The organism is Enhydrobacter sp., assembly GCF_030246845.1.
GTDB lineage: Bacteria > Pseudomonadota > Alphaproteobacteria > Reyranellales > Reyranellaceae > Reyranella.
In genome coordinates, this window is record NZ_CP126889.1 from 1,894,664 (window position 1) to 1,910,504 (window position 15,841).

19 protein-coding genes and 1 pseudogene are annotated in these 15,841 nt (G+C 67.4%); 9 read left to right on the top strand and 11 right to left on the bottom strand.

Features of this window, described 5'->3' with window-relative positions:
• Nucleotides 1-7 precede the first annotated feature (7 nt).
• The 3 genes from yidD to rpmH are packed head-to-tail and all read right to left on the bottom strand — an operon-like array spanning nucleotide 8 to nucleotide 846.
• The gene (yidD, locus tag OJF58_RS09535; protein WP_300783793.1) at nucleotides 8-319 is read right to left on the bottom strand and encodes a membrane protein insertion efficiency factor YidD; all 312 of its coding nucleotides are present in this window, start codon (nucleotides 317-319) and stop codon (nucleotides 8-10) included.
• Nucleotides 316-696: a ribonuclease P protein component gene (rnpA, locus tag OJF58_RS09540; RefSeq protein ID WP_300783795.1), complete on the bottom strand. Its 381-nt coding sequence runs from the start codon at nucleotides 694-696 to the stop codon at nucleotides 316-318. Before rnpA ends, yidD begins: the two co-directional genes overlap by 4 nt.
• Before the next feature lie 15 nt (nucleotides 697-711).
• Nucleotides 712-846 carry a 50S ribosomal protein L34 gene (gene rpmH, locus OJF58_RS09545; RefSeq protein ID WP_300783797.1) on the bottom strand — a complete coding sequence of 45 codons (135 nt, stop codon included), beginning with the start codon at nucleotides 844-846 and terminating at the stop codon, nucleotides 712-714.
• Between the two features lie 121 nt (nucleotides 847-967).
• Here rpmH and OJF58_RS09550 point away from each other — a divergent pair, with 121 nt between their 5' ends.
• A complete protein-coding gene (locus OJF58_RS09550; RefSeq protein ID WP_300783799.1) occupies nucleotides 968-1,606 on the top strand; it encodes a glutathione S-transferase family protein in 639 nt (212 codons plus the stop codon).
• Nucleotides 1,607-1,610: 4 nt separating this feature from the next.
• Here the strand turns inward: OJF58_RS09550 and OJF58_RS09555 are convergent.
• The 3 genes and pseudogenes from OJF58_RS09555 to OJF58_RS09565 form a co-directional block, all read right to left on the bottom strand.
• Nucleotides 1,611-2,012 (bottom strand): annotated as a pseudogene (locus OJF58_RS09555) (redoxin domain-containing protein); the annotation flags it as partial.
• Between the two features lie 12 nt (nucleotides 2,013-2,024).
• Nucleotides 2,025-2,273 carry a hypothetical protein gene (locus tag OJF58_RS09560; RefSeq protein ID WP_300783801.1) on the bottom strand — a complete coding sequence of 83 codons (249 nt, stop codon included), beginning with the start codon at nucleotides 2,271-2,273 and terminating at the stop codon, nucleotides 2,025-2,027.
• A 27-nt stretch (nucleotides 2,274-2,300) separates the two neighbouring features.
• Entirely contained in the window at nucleotides 2,301-2,915 is a 615-nt protein-coding gene (locus tag OJF58_RS09565) for a TetR/AcrR family transcriptional regulator (RefSeq protein WP_300783803.1), read from the bottom strand.
• Between the two features lie 169 nt (nucleotides 2,916-3,084).
• Here OJF58_RS09565 and OJF58_RS09570 point away from each other — a divergent pair, with 169 nt between their 5' ends.
• The 4 genes from OJF58_RS09570 to OJF58_RS09585 all read left to right on the top strand — a co-directional run bounded on the left by OJF58_RS09570 (nucleotide 3,085) and on the right by OJF58_RS09585 (nucleotide 6,820).
• Nucleotides 3,085-3,318 carry a hypothetical protein gene (locus OJF58_RS09570; protein ID WP_300783805.1) on the top strand — a complete coding sequence of 78 codons (234 nt, stop codon included), beginning with the start codon at nucleotides 3,085-3,087 and terminating at the stop codon, nucleotides 3,316-3,318.
• Between the two features lie 130 nt (nucleotides 3,319-3,448).
• Complete coding sequence (locus tag OJF58_RS09575; RefSeq protein ID WP_300783807.1) at nucleotides 3,449-4,885, top strand: HAMP domain-containing sensor histidine kinase; 1,437 nt, start codon at nucleotides 3,449-3,451, stop codon at nucleotides 4,883-4,885.
• Nucleotides 4,886-4,991: 106 nt separating this feature from the next.
• The gene (locus OJF58_RS09580) at nucleotides 4,992-5,327 is read left to right on the top strand and encodes a winged helix-turn-helix domain-containing protein (protein ID WP_300783809.1); all 336 of its coding nucleotides are present in this window, start codon (nucleotides 4,992-4,994) and stop codon (nucleotides 5,325-5,327) included.
• A 77-nt stretch (nucleotides 5,328-5,404) separates the two neighbouring features.
• Nucleotides 5,405-6,820, top strand: a complete 1,416-nt coding sequence (locus tag OJF58_RS09585; RefSeq protein WP_300783811.1) for an adenylate cyclase — start codon at nucleotides 5,405-5,407, stop codon at nucleotides 6,818-6,820.
• Here the strand turns inward: OJF58_RS09585 and OJF58_RS09590 are convergent.
• The gene (locus OJF58_RS09590) at nucleotides 6,817-7,260 is read right to left on the bottom strand and encodes a YHS domain-containing (seleno)protein (RefSeq protein WP_300783812.1); all 444 of its coding nucleotides are present in this window, start codon (nucleotides 7,258-7,260) and stop codon (nucleotides 6,817-6,819) included. The two genes, OJF58_RS09585 and OJF58_RS09590, sit on opposite strands and share 4 nt — an antisense overlap.
• 282 nt (nucleotides 7,261-7,542) lie before the next feature.
• Between OJF58_RS09590 and OJF58_RS09595 the strand changes: the two genes are divergently transcribed.
• Nucleotides 7,543-8,163 (top strand): cupin domain-containing protein, encoded by a 621-nt coding sequence (locus OJF58_RS09595; RefSeq protein ID WP_300783813.1) that lies wholly within the window; start codon nucleotides 7,543-7,545, stop codon nucleotides 8,161-8,163.
• A 115-nt stretch (nucleotides 8,164-8,278) separates the two neighbouring features.
• Here the strand turns inward: OJF58_RS09595 and OJF58_RS09600 are convergent, their stop codons facing one another.
• The gene (locus tag OJF58_RS09600) at nucleotides 8,279-9,034 is read right to left on the bottom strand and encodes a DUF1499 domain-containing protein (RefSeq protein ID WP_300783814.1); all 756 of its coding nucleotides are present in this window, start codon (nucleotides 9,032-9,034) and stop codon (nucleotides 8,279-8,281) included.
• A gap of 108 nt (nucleotides 9,035-9,142) precedes the next feature.
• Between OJF58_RS09600 and OJF58_RS09605 the strand changes: the two genes are divergently transcribed.
• Nucleotides 9,143-10,024 (top strand): DMT family transporter, encoded by an 882-nt coding sequence (locus tag OJF58_RS09605; RefSeq protein ID WP_300783815.1) that lies wholly within the window; start codon nucleotides 9,143-9,145, stop codon nucleotides 10,022-10,024.
• 8 nt (nucleotides 10,025-10,032) lie between these two features.
• On the opposite strand, the gene OJF58_RS09610 is transcribed toward OJF58_RS09605, so the two are convergent.
• The 3 genes from OJF58_RS09610 to OJF58_RS09620 are packed head-to-tail and all read right to left on the bottom strand — an operon-like array spanning nucleotide 10,033 to nucleotide 12,220.
• Nucleotides 10,033-10,458 (bottom strand): cupin domain-containing protein, encoded by a 426-nt coding sequence (locus tag OJF58_RS09610; RefSeq protein ID WP_300785229.1) that lies wholly within the window; start codon nucleotides 10,456-10,458, stop codon nucleotides 10,033-10,035.
• A complete protein-coding gene (locus OJF58_RS09615; RefSeq protein ID WP_300783816.1) occupies nucleotides 10,455-11,075 on the bottom strand; it encodes a glutathione S-transferase in 621 nt (206 codons plus the stop codon). The genes OJF58_RS09610 and OJF58_RS09615 overlap by 4 nt, the downstream gene beginning before the upstream one ends.
• A gap of 29 nt (nucleotides 11,076-11,104) precedes the next feature.
• A complete protein-coding gene (locus tag OJF58_RS09620; RefSeq protein WP_300783817.1) occupies nucleotides 11,105-12,220 on the bottom strand; it encodes a malate/lactate/ureidoglycolate dehydrogenase in 1,116 nt (371 codons plus the stop codon).
• A gap of 163 nt (nucleotides 12,221-12,383) precedes the next feature.
• Here OJF58_RS09620 and OJF58_RS09625 point away from each other — a divergent pair, with 163 nt between their 5' ends.
• Both OJF58_RS09625 and OJF58_RS09630 read left to right on the top strand, forming a co-directional pair.
• Nucleotides 12,384-14,816, top strand: coding sequence for a DUF3772 domain-containing protein (locus tag OJF58_RS09625; protein ID WP_300783819.1), 2,433 nt, complete (start codon nucleotides 12,384-12,386; stop codon nucleotides 14,814-14,816).
• Complete coding sequence (locus tag OJF58_RS09630; RefSeq protein ID WP_300783821.1) at nucleotides 14,791-15,840, top strand: alpha/beta hydrolase; 1,050 nt, start codon at nucleotides 14,791-14,793, stop codon at nucleotides 15,838-15,840. The genes OJF58_RS09625 and OJF58_RS09630 overlap by 26 nt, the downstream gene beginning before the upstream one ends.
• The last annotated feature ends 1 nt before the right edge of the window (nucleotide 15,841 follow it).

Below are 15,841 nucleotides of genomic sequence, written 5' to 3' on the forward strand. Positions count from 1 at the left end.
CGAGACTTCAGGAGCGCTCAGCGGTGTGACAGGAAAGAGGGATCCGGCGCGGCGGAACAGGGTCGCAGCCGCCGCCCCCCCACGGATGGCAGCGGCAGAGCCGGCGCGCCGCCAGCCAGCTTCCCGTGAGCGCGCCGTGCACGGCCACGGCCTCGGCGGCGTAGGCCGAGCAGGACGGCTCGTAGCGGCAGGCGCCGACGAAGAAATAGGCGAGGGTCAGCTGGTAGAAGCGGATCGCGGCCCGCAGGAACAGGGACACCATGCGGCCCGGAAACTGGCGATTCAGCGGGGCTGGCGCAAGCCATGCGAAGCAGGTCATGGCGTCGCGACAGGCGCTTGCGGCGCCAGCGCCTTCAGACGCTTCAGCGCCTCGACCAGTTCACTCTGGAGCAGGGCGAAATCACGGCCCAGGGCGGCCTGCCGGCCGACCAGCACATAGTCGAGATCGGCTCGCCCCCGTCCCGGAATCACGAGGCGCGCGACCTCGCGCAGCCGACGCCGCACCCGATTGCGCTCGACGGCATTGCCGACCTTGCGGCTGACCGTGAAGCCCACCCGGACGACCGACGGCCGGACGATGGTCTCTGGCGCGGGCGCCACCTGGAGGACGAAGCCGGGCATGGCACAGCGCCGTCCGGCCTGGACGCGCAAAAAATCCCTGCGATGGGGGAGACGCCCGGGGCGCGCCGGGGCCAAGGGACAGGCCTGGCGCTAGGCCGACAGGCGCTTGCGGCCCGCTCTGCGGCGGTTGGCGATGACCTTGCGACCGCCCACCGTCGCCATCCGGGACCGGAAGCCGTGCCGCCGCTTGCGAACGAGCTTGCTCGGCTGATAGGTGCGTTTCATGACGCAACTCCTTCAAACACAAGCCCCCGCGCGCGGCGACGGGGGCGAATAATTCGGTGGGCGGGTAAATAGGCGGGCACAGGGCCTGAGTCAACGCCGGCGGCCGGGCTAGACTGGTTCCATGTCCCTGATCTTGCATGGTTACCATCTCAGCGTCTATTTGCGCATCGCCCGTTTGGCCTTGGCCGAGAAAGGGCTCGCCTACGAGCGGGTGGAGGTGAACCCGTTCGCGCCCGACGTCCCGGCGTCCTACCTCGAGCTCCATCCCTTCGGCCGGGTACCGGTCCTGGTCCATGACGGCTTCGCGCTCTACGAGACGGCCGCCATCACCCGCTACGTCGACCGCGCCTTCGCAGGCCCGCCGCTGCAGCCCGTCGAGCCCAGGGCTCTGGCCCGCATGGATCAGATCATCGGCGTGGTCGACGCCTACGCCTATTGGCCGCTGGTGCGCCAGGTCTTCGCCCACCGCGTGATCCGCGCGCGTGGCGGCCAGCCGACGGACGAGACGGAGATCGCCCAAGGGCTCGTCGGCGCGTCGCGGGCGCTGGGCGCATTGGAGAAGCTTGCCGACGGTGAGCCATTCCTCGTCGGGCCGGCCGTCTCGCTGGCCGACTTCCATCTCGGCGCGATGACGGCCTATTTCGTGCAGGCGCCCGAGGGCGCGGCGATGCTGGCCCTTTATCCGCGCCTCGCCGCCTGGTGGCGGTCGGTCGCAGCGCGCCCCAGCTTCGCCGCGACCGATCCCGGTTCGGCGGACTGAGCGCTCAGCCGCCGGCGGTCGCCACGATCTCGCGCAGGATGGTGACCGTGGTCTCCGGTTCCGGCCGACGGGTGTAGTCGGGATCGGCCTGCACCGACCTTACGATGCCCTTGCGATCGACGACGAAGCGTGCGGGCACCGGCAGACGCCAGGACGGGTCGTCGTTGCGGGCGGCGAGGTCGTTGCCGAAGCCGAGATAGACCTCCTTTAAGTCTTCGGGCAGCGTGAAGGTCAGCCCGAAGGCCTCGGCGACTGCTGATCGCTCGTCCCACATGATGGGGAATGTCAGCTTCTGTTTCCTGGCCATGTCCGCCACCCGTTCGGATCGCTCGGGCGAGATCACGACCAGCGCGGCCCCGAGGGCCATGATTTCCGGAGAGGAGTCCTGCAGAGCGTCCAGCTCATGTCGGCAGTAGGGTCACCACGATCCCCTGAAAAACGACAGGACCAGCGGTCCGCGCGCCAGGAGATCGGCCGACGAGATGCGACGCCCGTCATGATTGGCGAGGTCGAAAGACGGCATCCTGGCGCCGTCCTTCACGATACGGTCGAGGATGCCCGAGCGCCGCAGGTCCTCGGTCGCGCGATGCATGATGGCGAGACGATCGGGCGGGATGCGCCTGGCGGCGGCTTCACGCAGGGCGGCGAGCTTGTCCTCGAGTGCCATGGAACCCCCTTCATATGATCGATGCGACTATGGGCGTTTCCTTCGTCGCGTTCTTCTCGGCGTGGTCAGCCGATCGAGCGCCGGCCGGGCCACGCTTTCCAGCAATCGGCGTCGGGCGCCGGTGCGGGCGAGGACGCGGATGGCGAGCACGATGCCCAGCAGATGCCCGGAAACCACCGCGGCATCGAGATCGGCGGCAATGGCACCGTCGCGCTGGCCCGCCGCGAGACTGCGCCGGAAGAAGGCGCGGATCTCGTCGAGATACGCCGCCACCAGCTTCGCCAGTCCGGCGTCGCGCGACGCCATGTCGAGCGCGGAGTTCACCAGCAGGCAGCCCTTGCCGTCGGGATCCCTGACCGAACGGTCGATGATCTCGCCCAGGAAGGCGCGGATCGCCTCCCGTGGCGGATGGCGCGCCTCGATCCGGGCGATGCGTTCGCGCATCGAGCGGTTGGCATAGCGCTCCAGCGCGCGCACAAACAGCGCGCGCTTGTCGCCGTAGGCATTGTAGAGACTGGCCCCGCCGATCCCCATCGCCCCGGCAAGGTCGCGGACGGAAGCGGCTTCGTAGCCATGCGCCCAGAAGCAGTCGACGGCGGCGTCGATCGCACGATCTTCGTCGAAGGCCTTCAGGCGGGGCACGAGGGCAGTAAATCACTATTTTGGAGCATCTGCTACAGAATAAGGTTCATCACCGGAAGTTGAGCCGCCGTGCGCCCGTGGTCGCTGAACCTTGATTGGCCGTCATGTCCGGAGTCCCCGTACAGTGCCCGATGCCCGTTCAGGGTCCATCACAGCAGGGAGCCTCGTCATGACCAAGCAAGCCCTGATCGCCACCGCGATCTCGATCTTCGCCGCCGGCAGCTTCGCCACCGCCGCCCACGCCGAGGCCGTGAAGTGCCACGGCACCAACGCATGCAAGGGCCAGAGCGCATGCAAGAGCGCGAGCAACGCCTGCAAAGGCCAGAACGCCTGCAAGGGCCAGGGCTTCACCGAGATGAAGGACGCGTCGGCCTGCACCGCCGCCGGCGGCAAGGTCCTCTAGCCGCTTTCCCGCTACGCCCGTCGCGTGACAGGCTCTCCGGCGGCGCCGGAGAGCCTTGTCGCGCGGGCGAGCGGAAGAGTCCCGGCCTGACCGCTAGGCCAGTTCCGCGCTCTTCGAGTAAGATCGCCCCATGGCTGCCGACATCACCGTCCAGGCGCGCTCGGCGCGGACAAGCCGCTCACTGCTGTCGCGCTTCGGCCTGTCGTGGCGCATCATGGGCCTGGTCGTGGCGGCGGTGATGACGGCGGAGGTGCTGCTGTTCCTGCCCTCGATCGCCCGCTTCCGCATGGTCTATCTCGAGCAGCTCATCGAAAGCGGCACGCTGGCCGCGCTGGCGCTGGACGCGACGCCCGACAACATGGTCACCGAGAAGGTGAAGCGCTCGCTGCTCAACAACGCGCGCGTCGACGCGGTCGTGCTGGTCGAGCCGAACAAGCCCAAGCGCGCGCTGCTGAACATTCCGCCGCGGCCCGACATGCCGAGCTTCAATCTCATGGACCGCGGCGCGCTCGGTCTGATCTGGGATGCGCTGGCGGCGATGACACGGGACGGCGCCTACTACATCCGTGTCGGCGGCGAATCGATGCGCCTGCCGCACGCCATGGTGTGGATCGTGGTCGACGAGCTGCCCATGCGCATCGCCATGTACGGCTATGCCGGCCGCATGCTGATCCTGTCGCTGATCGTCGCGCTGTTCACGGCCTCCCTGCTCTATCTGGCGCTGCGCTGGCTGGTGATCCGACCGCTGCAGGATCTTTCCGCGGATATGACGGCGTTCCGGCGCGCACCCGAGGAGCCCGGCAACGAACGACCGGCCACCGGTCGCGACGACGAGATCGGCGTGGTCGATCGCGAGTTCCGCAACCTGCAGCGCGAGCTGCGCGCCTCGCTGCGCCAGAAGTCGCGGCTGGCTGAAGTCGGCGCCGCCTCCAACAAGATCAATCACGACTTGCGCAACATGCTGTCGACGGCGCGGCTGCTGTCCGACCGCCTGGCGCGCAGCGACGACGAGCGCACGCGCAAGCTCGCGCCCACCATCCTGGGCACCATCGACCGCGCCACGCGGCTCGCCAGCGAGGCGATCGAGTATGTGCGCGACCGGCCGGCGCCACGGCTTGCCGAGTTCGACCTGGCCGACCTGGTCGACGAGGTCGGCGTGGCCCTGCAGGAGCAAGGCGAGGAGAGCGATCCGAACCTCCTGCGCAACTGGTCGAACGCCCTGGGCGGCGAACGTCGCGTACGTGCCGACCGCGACCTGCTCTACCGGGTGCTGGTCAATCTCGGGCGCAACGCCTTCGATGCCGGCGCAACGACCGTGAGCGTGTCTGCTCGTCCGCGCGGGGAGTATCTCCTGGTCGACGTGGCCGACAATGGCCGCGGCGTGCCGCCCGACGTCGCCGCCCAGCTCTTCCGTCCGTTCACGACCGGCGGGCGCGCTGGCGGTGCAGGCCTCGGCCTGGCGATTGCCCGCGACCTCGTGCGCGCCCATGGCGGCGAGATCGTGCTGGCCGAGAGTGGGCCCGGCGGCACGACCTTCCAGTTCTCACTGCCCCTCAACGGCGTGTGATAGACGTTCCCGGTGGATTTCCAGCGACGCCTGGCTACTATCGGTGCGGTCAGGCACTGCTGCATGTACCAAGGTGGTACTCGTCTATCGCGTGCATTGAGGGGCGATGACTATTCGCAACGCCGACCCTCTTGCGGAGATGCAGGCAAAGCGGCTGCAGTTTGGTCGCTATGTCCTCGATTTGGATCGCGGCTGTCTGTTTCTTGACCGGACCGAGATTGCCCTTCGGCCAAAGACCTTCGCGGTTCTGCGCTACCTCGTCGAAAGTTCCGGTCGCCTTGTCTCGAAAGAGGAACTCTTCGACTCGGTTTGGCCGAATCTGACCGTCACTGACGATGCCCTGGTACAAAGCATTGGCGAACTGAGGCGGGCGCTCAAGGATACGGGCCCGGCCTTATCAAGACCATTCCACGCCGTGGCTATCGATTTGAAGCCGAAGTGACGTCCGGTGGTCCAATCGACGGATCCTCCGCGAACGCCGCATCGGCCCCGACGGCGGGGTCCGTCACGGCTCGACCGTTGAGCGCCGACATTCGCACGTGGCCGCCGCTCAGCTTCCTGACCATGGCGCTCGGCCGCTCACGGATCGGATTGTTCTGTACGCTCGGTTTCGCCGTCCTGATTGCCGCAGGCGTGTTGTGGGAAGGCATCGGAGTCGAGTGGAAATCTTCAAGCCTTCCGGGACTGACCGACCGATCCGCAACGGCGAACACGGAGGTCAGCGCCAAACCCGCGATTGCCATTCTGCCCATTGTCAACCAGAGCGGAGATCCGGCTCGAGAGTACTTCGCAGACGGGCTGACCCAAGACATTATCAGTGCGCTCGGGAGGTTTCCCGAGTTGACCGTGATGTCGTGGAACGCCGTCTTTCCGTACAAGAGCAATCCCGCAAGCCCCGGAGAGATCGCCCACGGTCTTGCTGTGCGCTATCAGCTCGAAGGCAGCGTCCTGCAGACCGGCGATCGCGTGCGGATGACCGCGCAGCTTGTCAATTCGCATGGTCGGGTGCTTTGGTCTGCCCGTTTCGACGAGCCCCTCGCCGATCTCTTCGCCTTGCAAGACAAAATCACCACCGACATCGTCGGCGCCTTGGCTGTCCGAGTGGCGGCGATCGAACAGCGGCGTGTGCTTGCCAAGCCGACAAAAAGCCTTGAAGCCTACGACTACGTGCTGCGCGCCAGGCCGGCATTGCAGCGTCCGGCACGCGCGGACATCGCGCAGGCGCGCGTCTTGCTCAGGCACGCCATAGAGATCGATCCGAATTACGCCGACGCCTACGCCGCGCTCGCTGAAAGTTATTACATCGCCACGTCGATGGGCTGGGCGGAAACGCCGACCGCGGCGCTCGATCGAGCAGAGGAACTGGCGAACAAGGCGCTGAGCATCGACGATTCCGAAGTGCGCGCCCACGTCATCCTCGGCCGTATCCACATCTTCTATCGTCGATACGAACAGGCCAAAGCAGAGATCGATCGTGCGATCGCAATCAATGCCAACGACGCCCACGCCATCGCTGGCCGCGGCAATATCCTGATGTGGCTGGGACAGACGGAAGCTGCAATCAGGAATCTGGAGCTGGCGCGGCGAATCGACCCCGAACTCGACGCGATGGATCGTTTTGCGCTCAGCCTGGCCTATTATCTGAAAGGGCGCTACGACGCGGCGATCGAGGAAGCGGAGCTCAATCTTCGAAAAAATACCGGCGCCAGCTTCAGCCGCATCGTGCTGGCCGCCGCTTATGCGCAGTACGATCGAGCCGAGGATGCCGCGCGTGTCGTGTCGGCGATTCGACGCTTCGACCCGACATTCGATGCGCGGGATTTCGGAACCAAATTTCTGAAGCCCGCGGATCTCGAGCGCCTCCGGGACGGCCTGCACAAAGCCGGCCTCTATGCCGCCACGCCCAGCTCCCCGCCTCCGACAGCCAACCGCTAATTCTTGGTAAGGAGCGGTCGGTTGAGATTCGCCTTGGAGACGTTTCCGGCAAGATCCCTCTGGAACAGGCCCGGACCCACCACCTTGCCGAAAATGTAGAGCTTGCCGTCGCTGATCAGCCAGTTCTCCGGGTCGGCCTCGACAAGCTCGCCCTTGCTCAGCGCCATGGCGCAGAAGTTGCCGAACTGTGGCGCGTAACGGGTGGGGGCGGCCTTGAAGAGTTCGCGGTGCTCGGTGGTCGAGAACCGATAGCGGTAATCGTCCCACTCGTACTCGATGTCCGGTCGCCCGTGCACGGGCTTTCCGTCGGTGAAATAGGCAACCGGGTCGTAGCCCTTGATCGCCAGTGGAACCCCTTGCGCCCTTGCAGATCGCAAGGGGATTCCAAACGAACAAGCCGCGACCAGTGTCGCCAGGCCGACAGTATCGCGCCGGCTCAATCCGGATCTCGTTGCAGCCTCTCCAGGTCTTCTCGCGGACTGGGAGACGACATCTCGCCGAGAGAAGCGGAGCATGGCCAACGCCCTCATGATTTGGCCTCCACTCGCCGATACCGACGGCGCCGGTGCGCAGGTTGAATTCTAGCGTGCCCGTCTCCTCAAATCTCGGCGTTTTTTCGTTGTTTGCTTCGACTTCCTTCGTTACGCGCCCGTCCTCTCACCGTACTTCCTCCTTGCCGGAGTTGGCCTCGCTTCAGTGCGATTGGCCGGAGGAGCCGAACGATGAAGTTGCGAACATGCGGTGCGGGACGTGTCGTCCTTTTTGCGCTCTTGCCATGTCTGTTTGCCTTGTTGCTGTTGCCTTCGACCGTGAAAGCTCAAGGGAAATTTGTCGTCACGGCAATGACCGAGAAAAGAATCAGACAATTGCCGGCGGGGCCGCTTTACTGGGAAATCGAGAATTTCCCGACGCTCGCGCGGGCGCAGGCCGCCGCGGGCGAGACATCACTTGCAGCCGAAATCTGGGGCAAGGTCTGGCTCTTCACCCTGGGGACCAAAGGCGGTCCGGCCCGCGGCGGTACGAGAATCGCCGAGATCGGGCCCGTGCCCCGAATTACCGCACCCGAGTACCTGCTGCGCATCAACACTGGGCAGGGACCGCCTGGAGCCAGAACGTCGGTGCATATGCATCCTGGCGTCGAAACCTTCTACGTGCTGACCGGTCAACTGGGGCAAAAGACTCCCCACGGCGTGAACCATGTCGAGGCCGGTCAGTCCATGGCCGGACACGGCCCAGGCATGGCCATGCAAGTCTTCAACAGCGGCCCGGGCGATCTGAATACCCTGGTGATGTTCGTGGTGGACGCCACGAAGCCGTTCTCGTCACCGGCCAAGTTCGAGTGAGCATGGGCGCCGGCGGCGGCGCGCGCTGAGACGCCTCGAGTTCTGGGTGGCCAATTTCTGCCATTGGCCATCTCGGTCGGACCGCCCGACGCGGAACGCCCAATCGGCTTCGACCCTACCTCTCCGCCAGCAGAAGCCTGGCGAAGGTACGGATGCGCTCGGCGTTGACGCCGAGATCCGACGTGCCGGTGCGGCTCTTGGAACGGATGTCGACGCGGCTGCTCGACGCACCGTCGCGCCGGATGCGCACGACGATGTCGTCGTGGAAGCCGAACCAGGGGCTGGTGGCGACGGCCTCCAGGCGGCCCTCGGCCGGCACGCGCGCGACCACCTGCCAACCCAGCGCCGCCGCGACGCGCTCGACCCGCCGGAACGCCTCCGCCGGCGGAACATTGAGCCTGATCGGCGTCAGATCGGGGTAGATCGCGTGCTGCAGCTCGGCCGCGGCATGTCCGGGATAGGCCGGGGCATTGGTCGCTCCCCGACGTAGCTGCAACGTGACGACGAGCTTGGGCGGGTTCTCGGTGTCGGTGGTGATGTCGGTGAGATCGGGCGCGCGATAGGCGTGCATCAGCCAGGCAAGCGGCGCCCAGGCGGCGGCGACTCCGATCACCAGCGCCAGAACGGCGGCGACGAAGCCCCGCCGGCGATCGCCGGGCCGGGTCGGCAGGATGGTGGCCAAGGCGAGGGCGATGCTCGCGGCGGCGATGTAGAAGCCGAAGCGAAAGACGTTCAGGGCAAGCTCGCGATCGACGCCGAGATAGTGATGCAGCGGCCCCGCAATCGCCACGATCGGCGCCGACAGGCACGCCAAGGCGAAGGCCAGGCGCGCGAGTCGGTGGCTTATCGGGTTCGTCGGTCGAAAGATCATGCCGTTCCTGCCGCCCGGTCATCGTAGCCATGAAAGCCGTCCCATGCATCCCGGGGCGCACCGGACGACGCGCTCGACAGGCGCAAGCGCGTTGTCTATGCGCGAGCCATGATCATTGTCGCCAGAGAGCGCCGCCGCGCGATGGCCGCTGGGCTGGGCGCCATCGTGCTCTGGGGCGCACTCGCCACGCTCTCGGTGCTCGCGGGCCCGGTCCCGCCCTTCCAGATGGTGGCCATGACGTTTGCGATCGGCGCCGTGATCGGCATTGCCCGCGCGCGTCGCCGCGGGATCGCACGGCATGCCCTGCTCCGCTGGCCGGCCCGTGTGTGGCTTCTGGGCGTGGTTGGCCTGTTCGGCTACCACGCTCTCTATTTCGCCGCGCTGCAGCTCGCGCCGCCGGCGGAAGCCAATCTCGTGAACTATCTCTGGCCGCTCCTGATCGTGCTCCTGTCGGCCCCGCTTGCCGGCGAGCGGCTCGGCTGGCCGCATCTCGCGGGCGCGGTCCTGGGCTTCGCCGGCGTGGCCCTGCTTGCCGTCGGCCGCGGTGCGAGCTTCGCCGACGCCCATCTCGCCGGCTATCTGCTAGCGCTCGGCTGCGCCTTCACGTGGTCGCTCTATTCGGTCCTGTCGCGCCGCTTCGGCGAGACGCCGACCGACGCGATCGCCGCTTTCTGCGCCGCGGCCTCGCTGCTCTCGTTGATCTGCCATCTCCTGTTCGAGTTCACCGTGTGGCCGGCGACGCCGGGCGCCTGGCTCGCCGTGGTCGCCCTCGGCCTCGGCCCCGCCGGCGCCGCGTTCTATCTCTGGGACCACGCCGTGAAACGCGGCGACATCCGCGCTCTCGGCGCGCTGAGCTACGCCGCGCCGATCCTGTCGACGGCCTTGCTGATCGCCTGCGGGTTGGCACGGCCGACGAGCACGCTGGTGCTCGCCGCCCTGCTGGTGACCTGTGGCGCCGTCCTCGCGTCACGCGACATGTGGAAACGCTGAGCGTCGACCTATGATGGCTTCCAGTCCGGCGGCGCCAGGTCGAAGCCCTCGAACTCGAAGGCGGGCGCCACCGTGCAACCGACGAGCGTCCAGTGGCCGAGCGAGCGCGCCGTCTGCCAAACGCCACGCGGCACCACAGCCTGCGGCAGCTCACCGAGATCGAGGTCGCTGCCGAGCCGCAGATACCGCACGGCGTGGCCGTCGTCGCTCAACGACAGCTCGATCGGTGCGCCGGCATAGTGGTGCCACACCTCGTCGGCGTCGACGCGATGCCAGTGCGAGCGCTCGCCCGCTTTCAGCAGGAAGTAGATCGCCGTGCTCGCGCCGCGCGGCCGGTCGGCGGCACGGAACGTCTCGCGATAGTGCCCGCCCTCGGGATGCGGCTGCAGGCCGAGCCGCGCGATGATCTCGTCGGCCGTCACGACGCCGGTCAGCCGGGCGGCGGCGCGGTCGCCTTGATCGCCGGCGTCTTGGAGGCGGCGGCGAACCATTTGGCGAGCCTGGGATGGCGCGAACGCCAGTCGAAGCCCGGGAAGCGGAAGTCGAGGTAGCCCAGCGCGCAGGCGATGGCGATGGTGCCGATGGTGAGCTTGCCCTTGAGCGCCTTGGCCTCGGCCTCGAGCTGCGCCAGCACGCCCTCGATCTTCTTCATCTGGCCCTTGCTCCACTCGGTCCAGCGCTTGTCCTCCGGCCGCAGGAAGCCCTCGTAGCGCACCAGCAGGGCGGCATCGAGCAGGCCGTCGCCCATCGCCTGCTGGCGCAGCGCGACCCAGCGCTCGCGGCCCTTGCGCGGAAAGAGCTTGCGGCCCTTGTGGTGGCTGTCGAGATACTCGCAGATCACGGGCGAATCGAAGAGGTCCAGGCCCTTCACCGAAAGCGCCGGGATCTTGCCGATCGGATTGTGCCTGTCGACATCGGCATTGGGCGCCACCGGCGAGAGCGCCACGTTCACCATGTCGATCTTCTTCTCGAGGCCGGTTTCGAGGGCCACCACCCGCACCTTGCGGGCGTAGGGCGAGGCGGGGGAGTAGTAGAGCTTCATCTTGGCCATGATCTGTTTCCCTCTCTCCGTCCGCCGCCTCAGGTTGAAGCGACCTGCGGGATCTCGGTATCGTTCAGCCGCACCTTGCGCGCGACCTCGATGAGTTGCTGCCAGGTGGTGCCGTCGATTGGAACGCCATTCTTCTCGCGGTCGCGCCGGCGCGCACGTTCGGGCTCGCCCGGCATCAGCACCTCGGCGACGCCGGGCTGTGGCCGCGCCGACTTCACCCACTCGAGGAAGGTCTCGACCTCGTCCTCGAAGAACTCCGTGCCGCCCATCGTCGCGGGATCGATGATGACCGACAGCATGTTGTTGATGATGTCGTGGCCGTCCTTCTTGATCGTGCGCGGGCTGTGCGTGCGGCCGCCGGTCAGCGCCCCCGCCAGCAGGTCGCAGATGACCGCGAGCCCGCCGCCCTTGTGCAGGCCGAACGGCAGGATGGCGCCGTAGGGCGGGTTGTACATCACGCCGGGATCGGTGGTGGGATTGCCCTCGGCGTCGATCAGGAGGCCGGGCTCCATCCGCACCTGCTTGTTGTTGGCCACGCGCACCTTGCCCATCGCCACCTGGCTGGTGGCGAAATCGAGCACGATCGGCTCCTGGCCCTTGCGTGGGATGGCCGTGCAGTAAGGGTTGGTGGTGAAGCGGGGCTCGGCGCCGCCGAACGGCGCCACCAGCGACTTGTGGCCATGAACGTTCACCCAATGGGTGCTCACCAGGCCGGCGCGCGCGCATTGCTCGGCCCAATGGCCGATGCGGCCGATATGGTGGGAGTTGGTGAGGCCGACGACGCAGACGCCGTGCTTCCTCGCCCGTTCGATACCGATATCCATCGCTTCCTTGGCGATGACCTGGCCGTAGCCGGCGCCACCATCGATCACGACCACCGCGCCATTGTCGCGGACGATCTTTGCATGGTGGTTACGGATGCAGCGGCCGGTGGTGGTGTTCTGGATATAGGCCGGCATCATGCCGACGCCGTGGCTGTCGTGGCCGAACAGGTTGGCGAGCAGCAGATGGTCTGCAACCAGCTTCGCCTCTTCTGGCGAGCTGCCATCGGCCCGACAGATCGCCATGGTGAAGGCGTGCAGCCGGTCGGGCTTTATCCGGACTTCGCCTACGCCGGCTTGCTCGGCCCCACCTTTTTCGGCCATTGCCTCATTTCCTTCCCGAGATCGACTTTTTCGGCGGGCAAGGTTCCCCGTCGTGCCGGCACTGTCAACGCTCGTCCCCGCGCCCCGGGTCGCTGCCGGATGCATTTCCCGAGGCGCTTCATGGCGGGGACTTCCCTCAGATACCCGTGCTAGGGAAATGGTCATGCGGGACGCCTTTCGTCTGGCCGGTTTGGTGCTGTGGCTGTGCATCGGCGCGACCGCGCTCGCCCAGACCGGGACGCCGCCGCAGCGGCCCTTTTCGCAGCTTGTGAATCTCTGGACGCGGCAGCTCGACCGGATCAGCGATCGCGCCGAGCAGGGCGACGTTCAGGCGGCCGAAATCGACTCTCTGCGCGAGCAGACGACGGATGTACGGGCGGCGGCGGCCGCCGCCGCGGCGCTGGCCCGCAACGACCTCGCGGACACCAAGAAGCTTCTCGCGCCGCTCGAGCCACGAACCGGGACCGATCAGCCGCCCGATACCGAGGCCGTGAAGGCCGAGCGCGATCGGCTGACCGAGCAGGCCGCCATCAGCGAAAGTCGGGTCAAGCATTGCGAGGTGATCATCGCGCGCGCCGACCAGCTTCTCGAGCGCATGACCAAGCTGCGCGGCCAGGTCGTGCTGCAGACGCTGCTGCATCGCGGCCTGTCCCCGGTCTCGCCCGGCGCCTGGCAGCAGATTGGCCCGGAGATCGTCGCGGCCACGCAGACGCTCGCCAAGGCGATGGCGGCCTGGGGACGCGATGGACTCTCGTCCTTCCGGGCGGGCGCCGAGGACCTCTCGCCGCTCGTCTTCTGGGCGCTTCTGACCGTCGCGCTATGGTGGATCGGACGCCTGCTGCGCCGCCGCTTCGGCCGCGGCGAGGCGGCCGAACCGGGGCAGCGCGACCGCACCATCGCTGCCGCCATCGACGGTGTCGGCCTCGTGCTGGTGCCGATCCTGGCGGTCTGGCTGATCGGCAAGCTGCTGGCCGCGAGCCATCCGCCGGCGCCGATCGACAGCCTGCTGCCCGCGTTGATCAATCGTGTCATCTCGTTCCTGCTGGTCGTCGGCCTCACGGCGACGGCGCTCACGACGCGGCGGCCGGCCTGGCGGGTACTGCCGTTCAGCGATGCCAGCGCCCAGCATCTGTCGACGGCGCTGCGACGGCTGATGGCGATCGGTCTCCTTGTCGATTTCGTCTTTCTGGCGTTGACCCAGGGCGGCGATCGCGAGGCGCTGCGGGCCGTGGGCGCGCTGGTGCTGGCCGCGACGGTCGCGTTGCTGACCCTGCCTGCTCTGGCCGATCGCGCCTGGCAGGCGGCCCGTCCCGAAGGATCGACGCTGCCGGCAATGGTGGGTGGAACCTGGTGGTCGATGGCCCGCCTCGCTCTCTCCGCGGCGGTGCTGTCGTCGATCGTCTTCGCCCTGCTGGGCTACGCCACACTCGCCTCGCATATCCATTCAGCGCTGGCCTCGACCTGTCTCCTGCTGGCGCTCGCCCTGCTGGCGCACCGGCTGAGCGGCGACCTGCTCGATACTGCGGCGGCACCCGAGACGGCCACCGGCCGCTGGGTGCGTCGCCGATTCGGCCTGTCGCCGGACAGGACGCTGCGTGGCCAGAACATCGTGCTGCTGCTGATCGACGTCGTGCTGGTGGTGCTGCTGGGGATCGGCATTCCGGCCGCCTGGAGCGTCGATATCGATGCGATCCTGAACGGCTTCAACCAGCTCCTGCACGGCGTGCGGATCGGCAACGTCCGCATCTCGCTGGAAAACATCGGCATGGCGATTCTGGCCTTCGGGCTGGCGATGCTGCTGGCCCGGCTGATCCGCAGCATCGTGCGCGACCGCGTGATGCCGACGGTCGATGCGCCGCTGCCGCTACGCCAGTCGATCGATGCCGGCCTGAACTATGTCGGCGTCATCATCGCCATCCTGATCGGCATCACCGCGCTCGGCATCGATTTCACCAACCTCGCCATTGTGCTGGGCGCTCTCTCGGTCGGTATCGGCCTTGGCCTTCAGAACATCGCCAACAATGTGATCTCGGGGGTGATCCTGCTCGTGGAGCGGCCGGTGAAGGCCGGCGACTGGGTGTCGGTGAACGGGCACGAAGGCTTCGTGCGCCGCATCAACATCCGCGCCACCGAGATCGAGACGTTCCAGCGCACGCACGTTATCGTGCCCAACAGCCTGTTCCTGCAGAATCCGGTGATCAACCGGACCTATGCCGACACCTCGAGCCGCGTCGACATCTCCCTCACCGTCGGGCTCGCCGCCGACGTCACGAAGATGGAGACGATCCTGCGCGAGACGGCGCTCGCGCACCCGCGGGTGCTGCGCGTGCCGGCGCCCATCGTGCGCTTCGTACGCGTCACGCCGACCGGGCTCGAGTTCGAGCTGTTCGTCTTCGTCTCTCAGCTCGCCGACCGCGTGGTGGTGAACAACGACCTCAATCGCGACCTGCTGGCGCGCATGATCGAGGAGAAGATCATCGATCCCAGGCCGGTGCCGGAGCTCCGGGTGCGCGATCTCGACAAGCTCGCCGGCCGGTTCGCGGGCGACAAGGTGGCGCCAGACACCCAGCATGCCAGCCCGTCGCCGTCGCTCTGAAGCTCCGTCGCGCCCGTGGGCGCTCTGCCTGCTGTTCGCGCTGGGCGTGCTCGGCGGTGTGGTGCTGTGGGCCTGGCGGCCGGATCTGCCGAGGGAAGTCCTGATCCAGCGCTATGCCAATGCCCAGTCGAGATTCGTCGATGTCGGCGGCGTGCGCGCCCACGTGCGCGACGAGGGCAGGCCCGACGGCATGCCGCTCGTCATGATCCACGGCTCGCTGGGCTCGCTCCAGGTGTGGGAGGGCTGGGTTCGGGAACTCGACACGAAGCTGCGGCTGATCTCGGTCGACCTGCCGGGCCATGGCCTGACCGGCCCGTGGCCGCGCGGCGAGTACACGGTCGAGGCCTATGCCGACTTCGTCGAGGTGCTGGCCGACGCGCTGCACCTCGACCGCTTCGCCATCGCCGGCCAGTCGATGGGCGGGGCAGTGGCCTGGACCTTCGCGGCGACGCGGCCGGAGCGCGTGACGCACTTGATCCTGGTCGACTCCGCGGGCTTCCGGGACGGTGGCGACAGGACGCTGTCGACCAGCCTCGCCCATCTCGGCGTGCTGAGCGACATCGGCATCTATTTCAAGCCGCGGTCGATGGTGCGGCGCGCCTTGCTCGACACCTATGCCGATCCCGCCATGGTGACGCCGGCGCGATTGCAGCGTTACAGCGACCTGCAGCGCTTTCCCGGCAACCGTCCGGCGACGCTCCAGCGCCTGCGCACGCAGGAGCCGCTCGATCCCACGATGCTCAGGCACCTCGCCGTGCCGACCCTGATCATCTGGGGCGCCAGGGACCGGCAGCTACCGGTCAACGAGGCCTATCGTTTCCAAAGCGCCATCAAGGGCGCCAAGCTCGCGATCTTCTCGCGTCTCGGCCACGCCCCGATGGAGGAGGATCCCAAGGCGACCGCCGCCGCCGTTGCGGCCTTCCTGCCCACGGAGCCGCCGCCGCCTCCGGCCCGTTCCGTCGCACCCGAGCCGCCGAGCGCCGATCAGCCTGTGGCCCCGTCGATCGTGCCCGAGAAGGATTGAC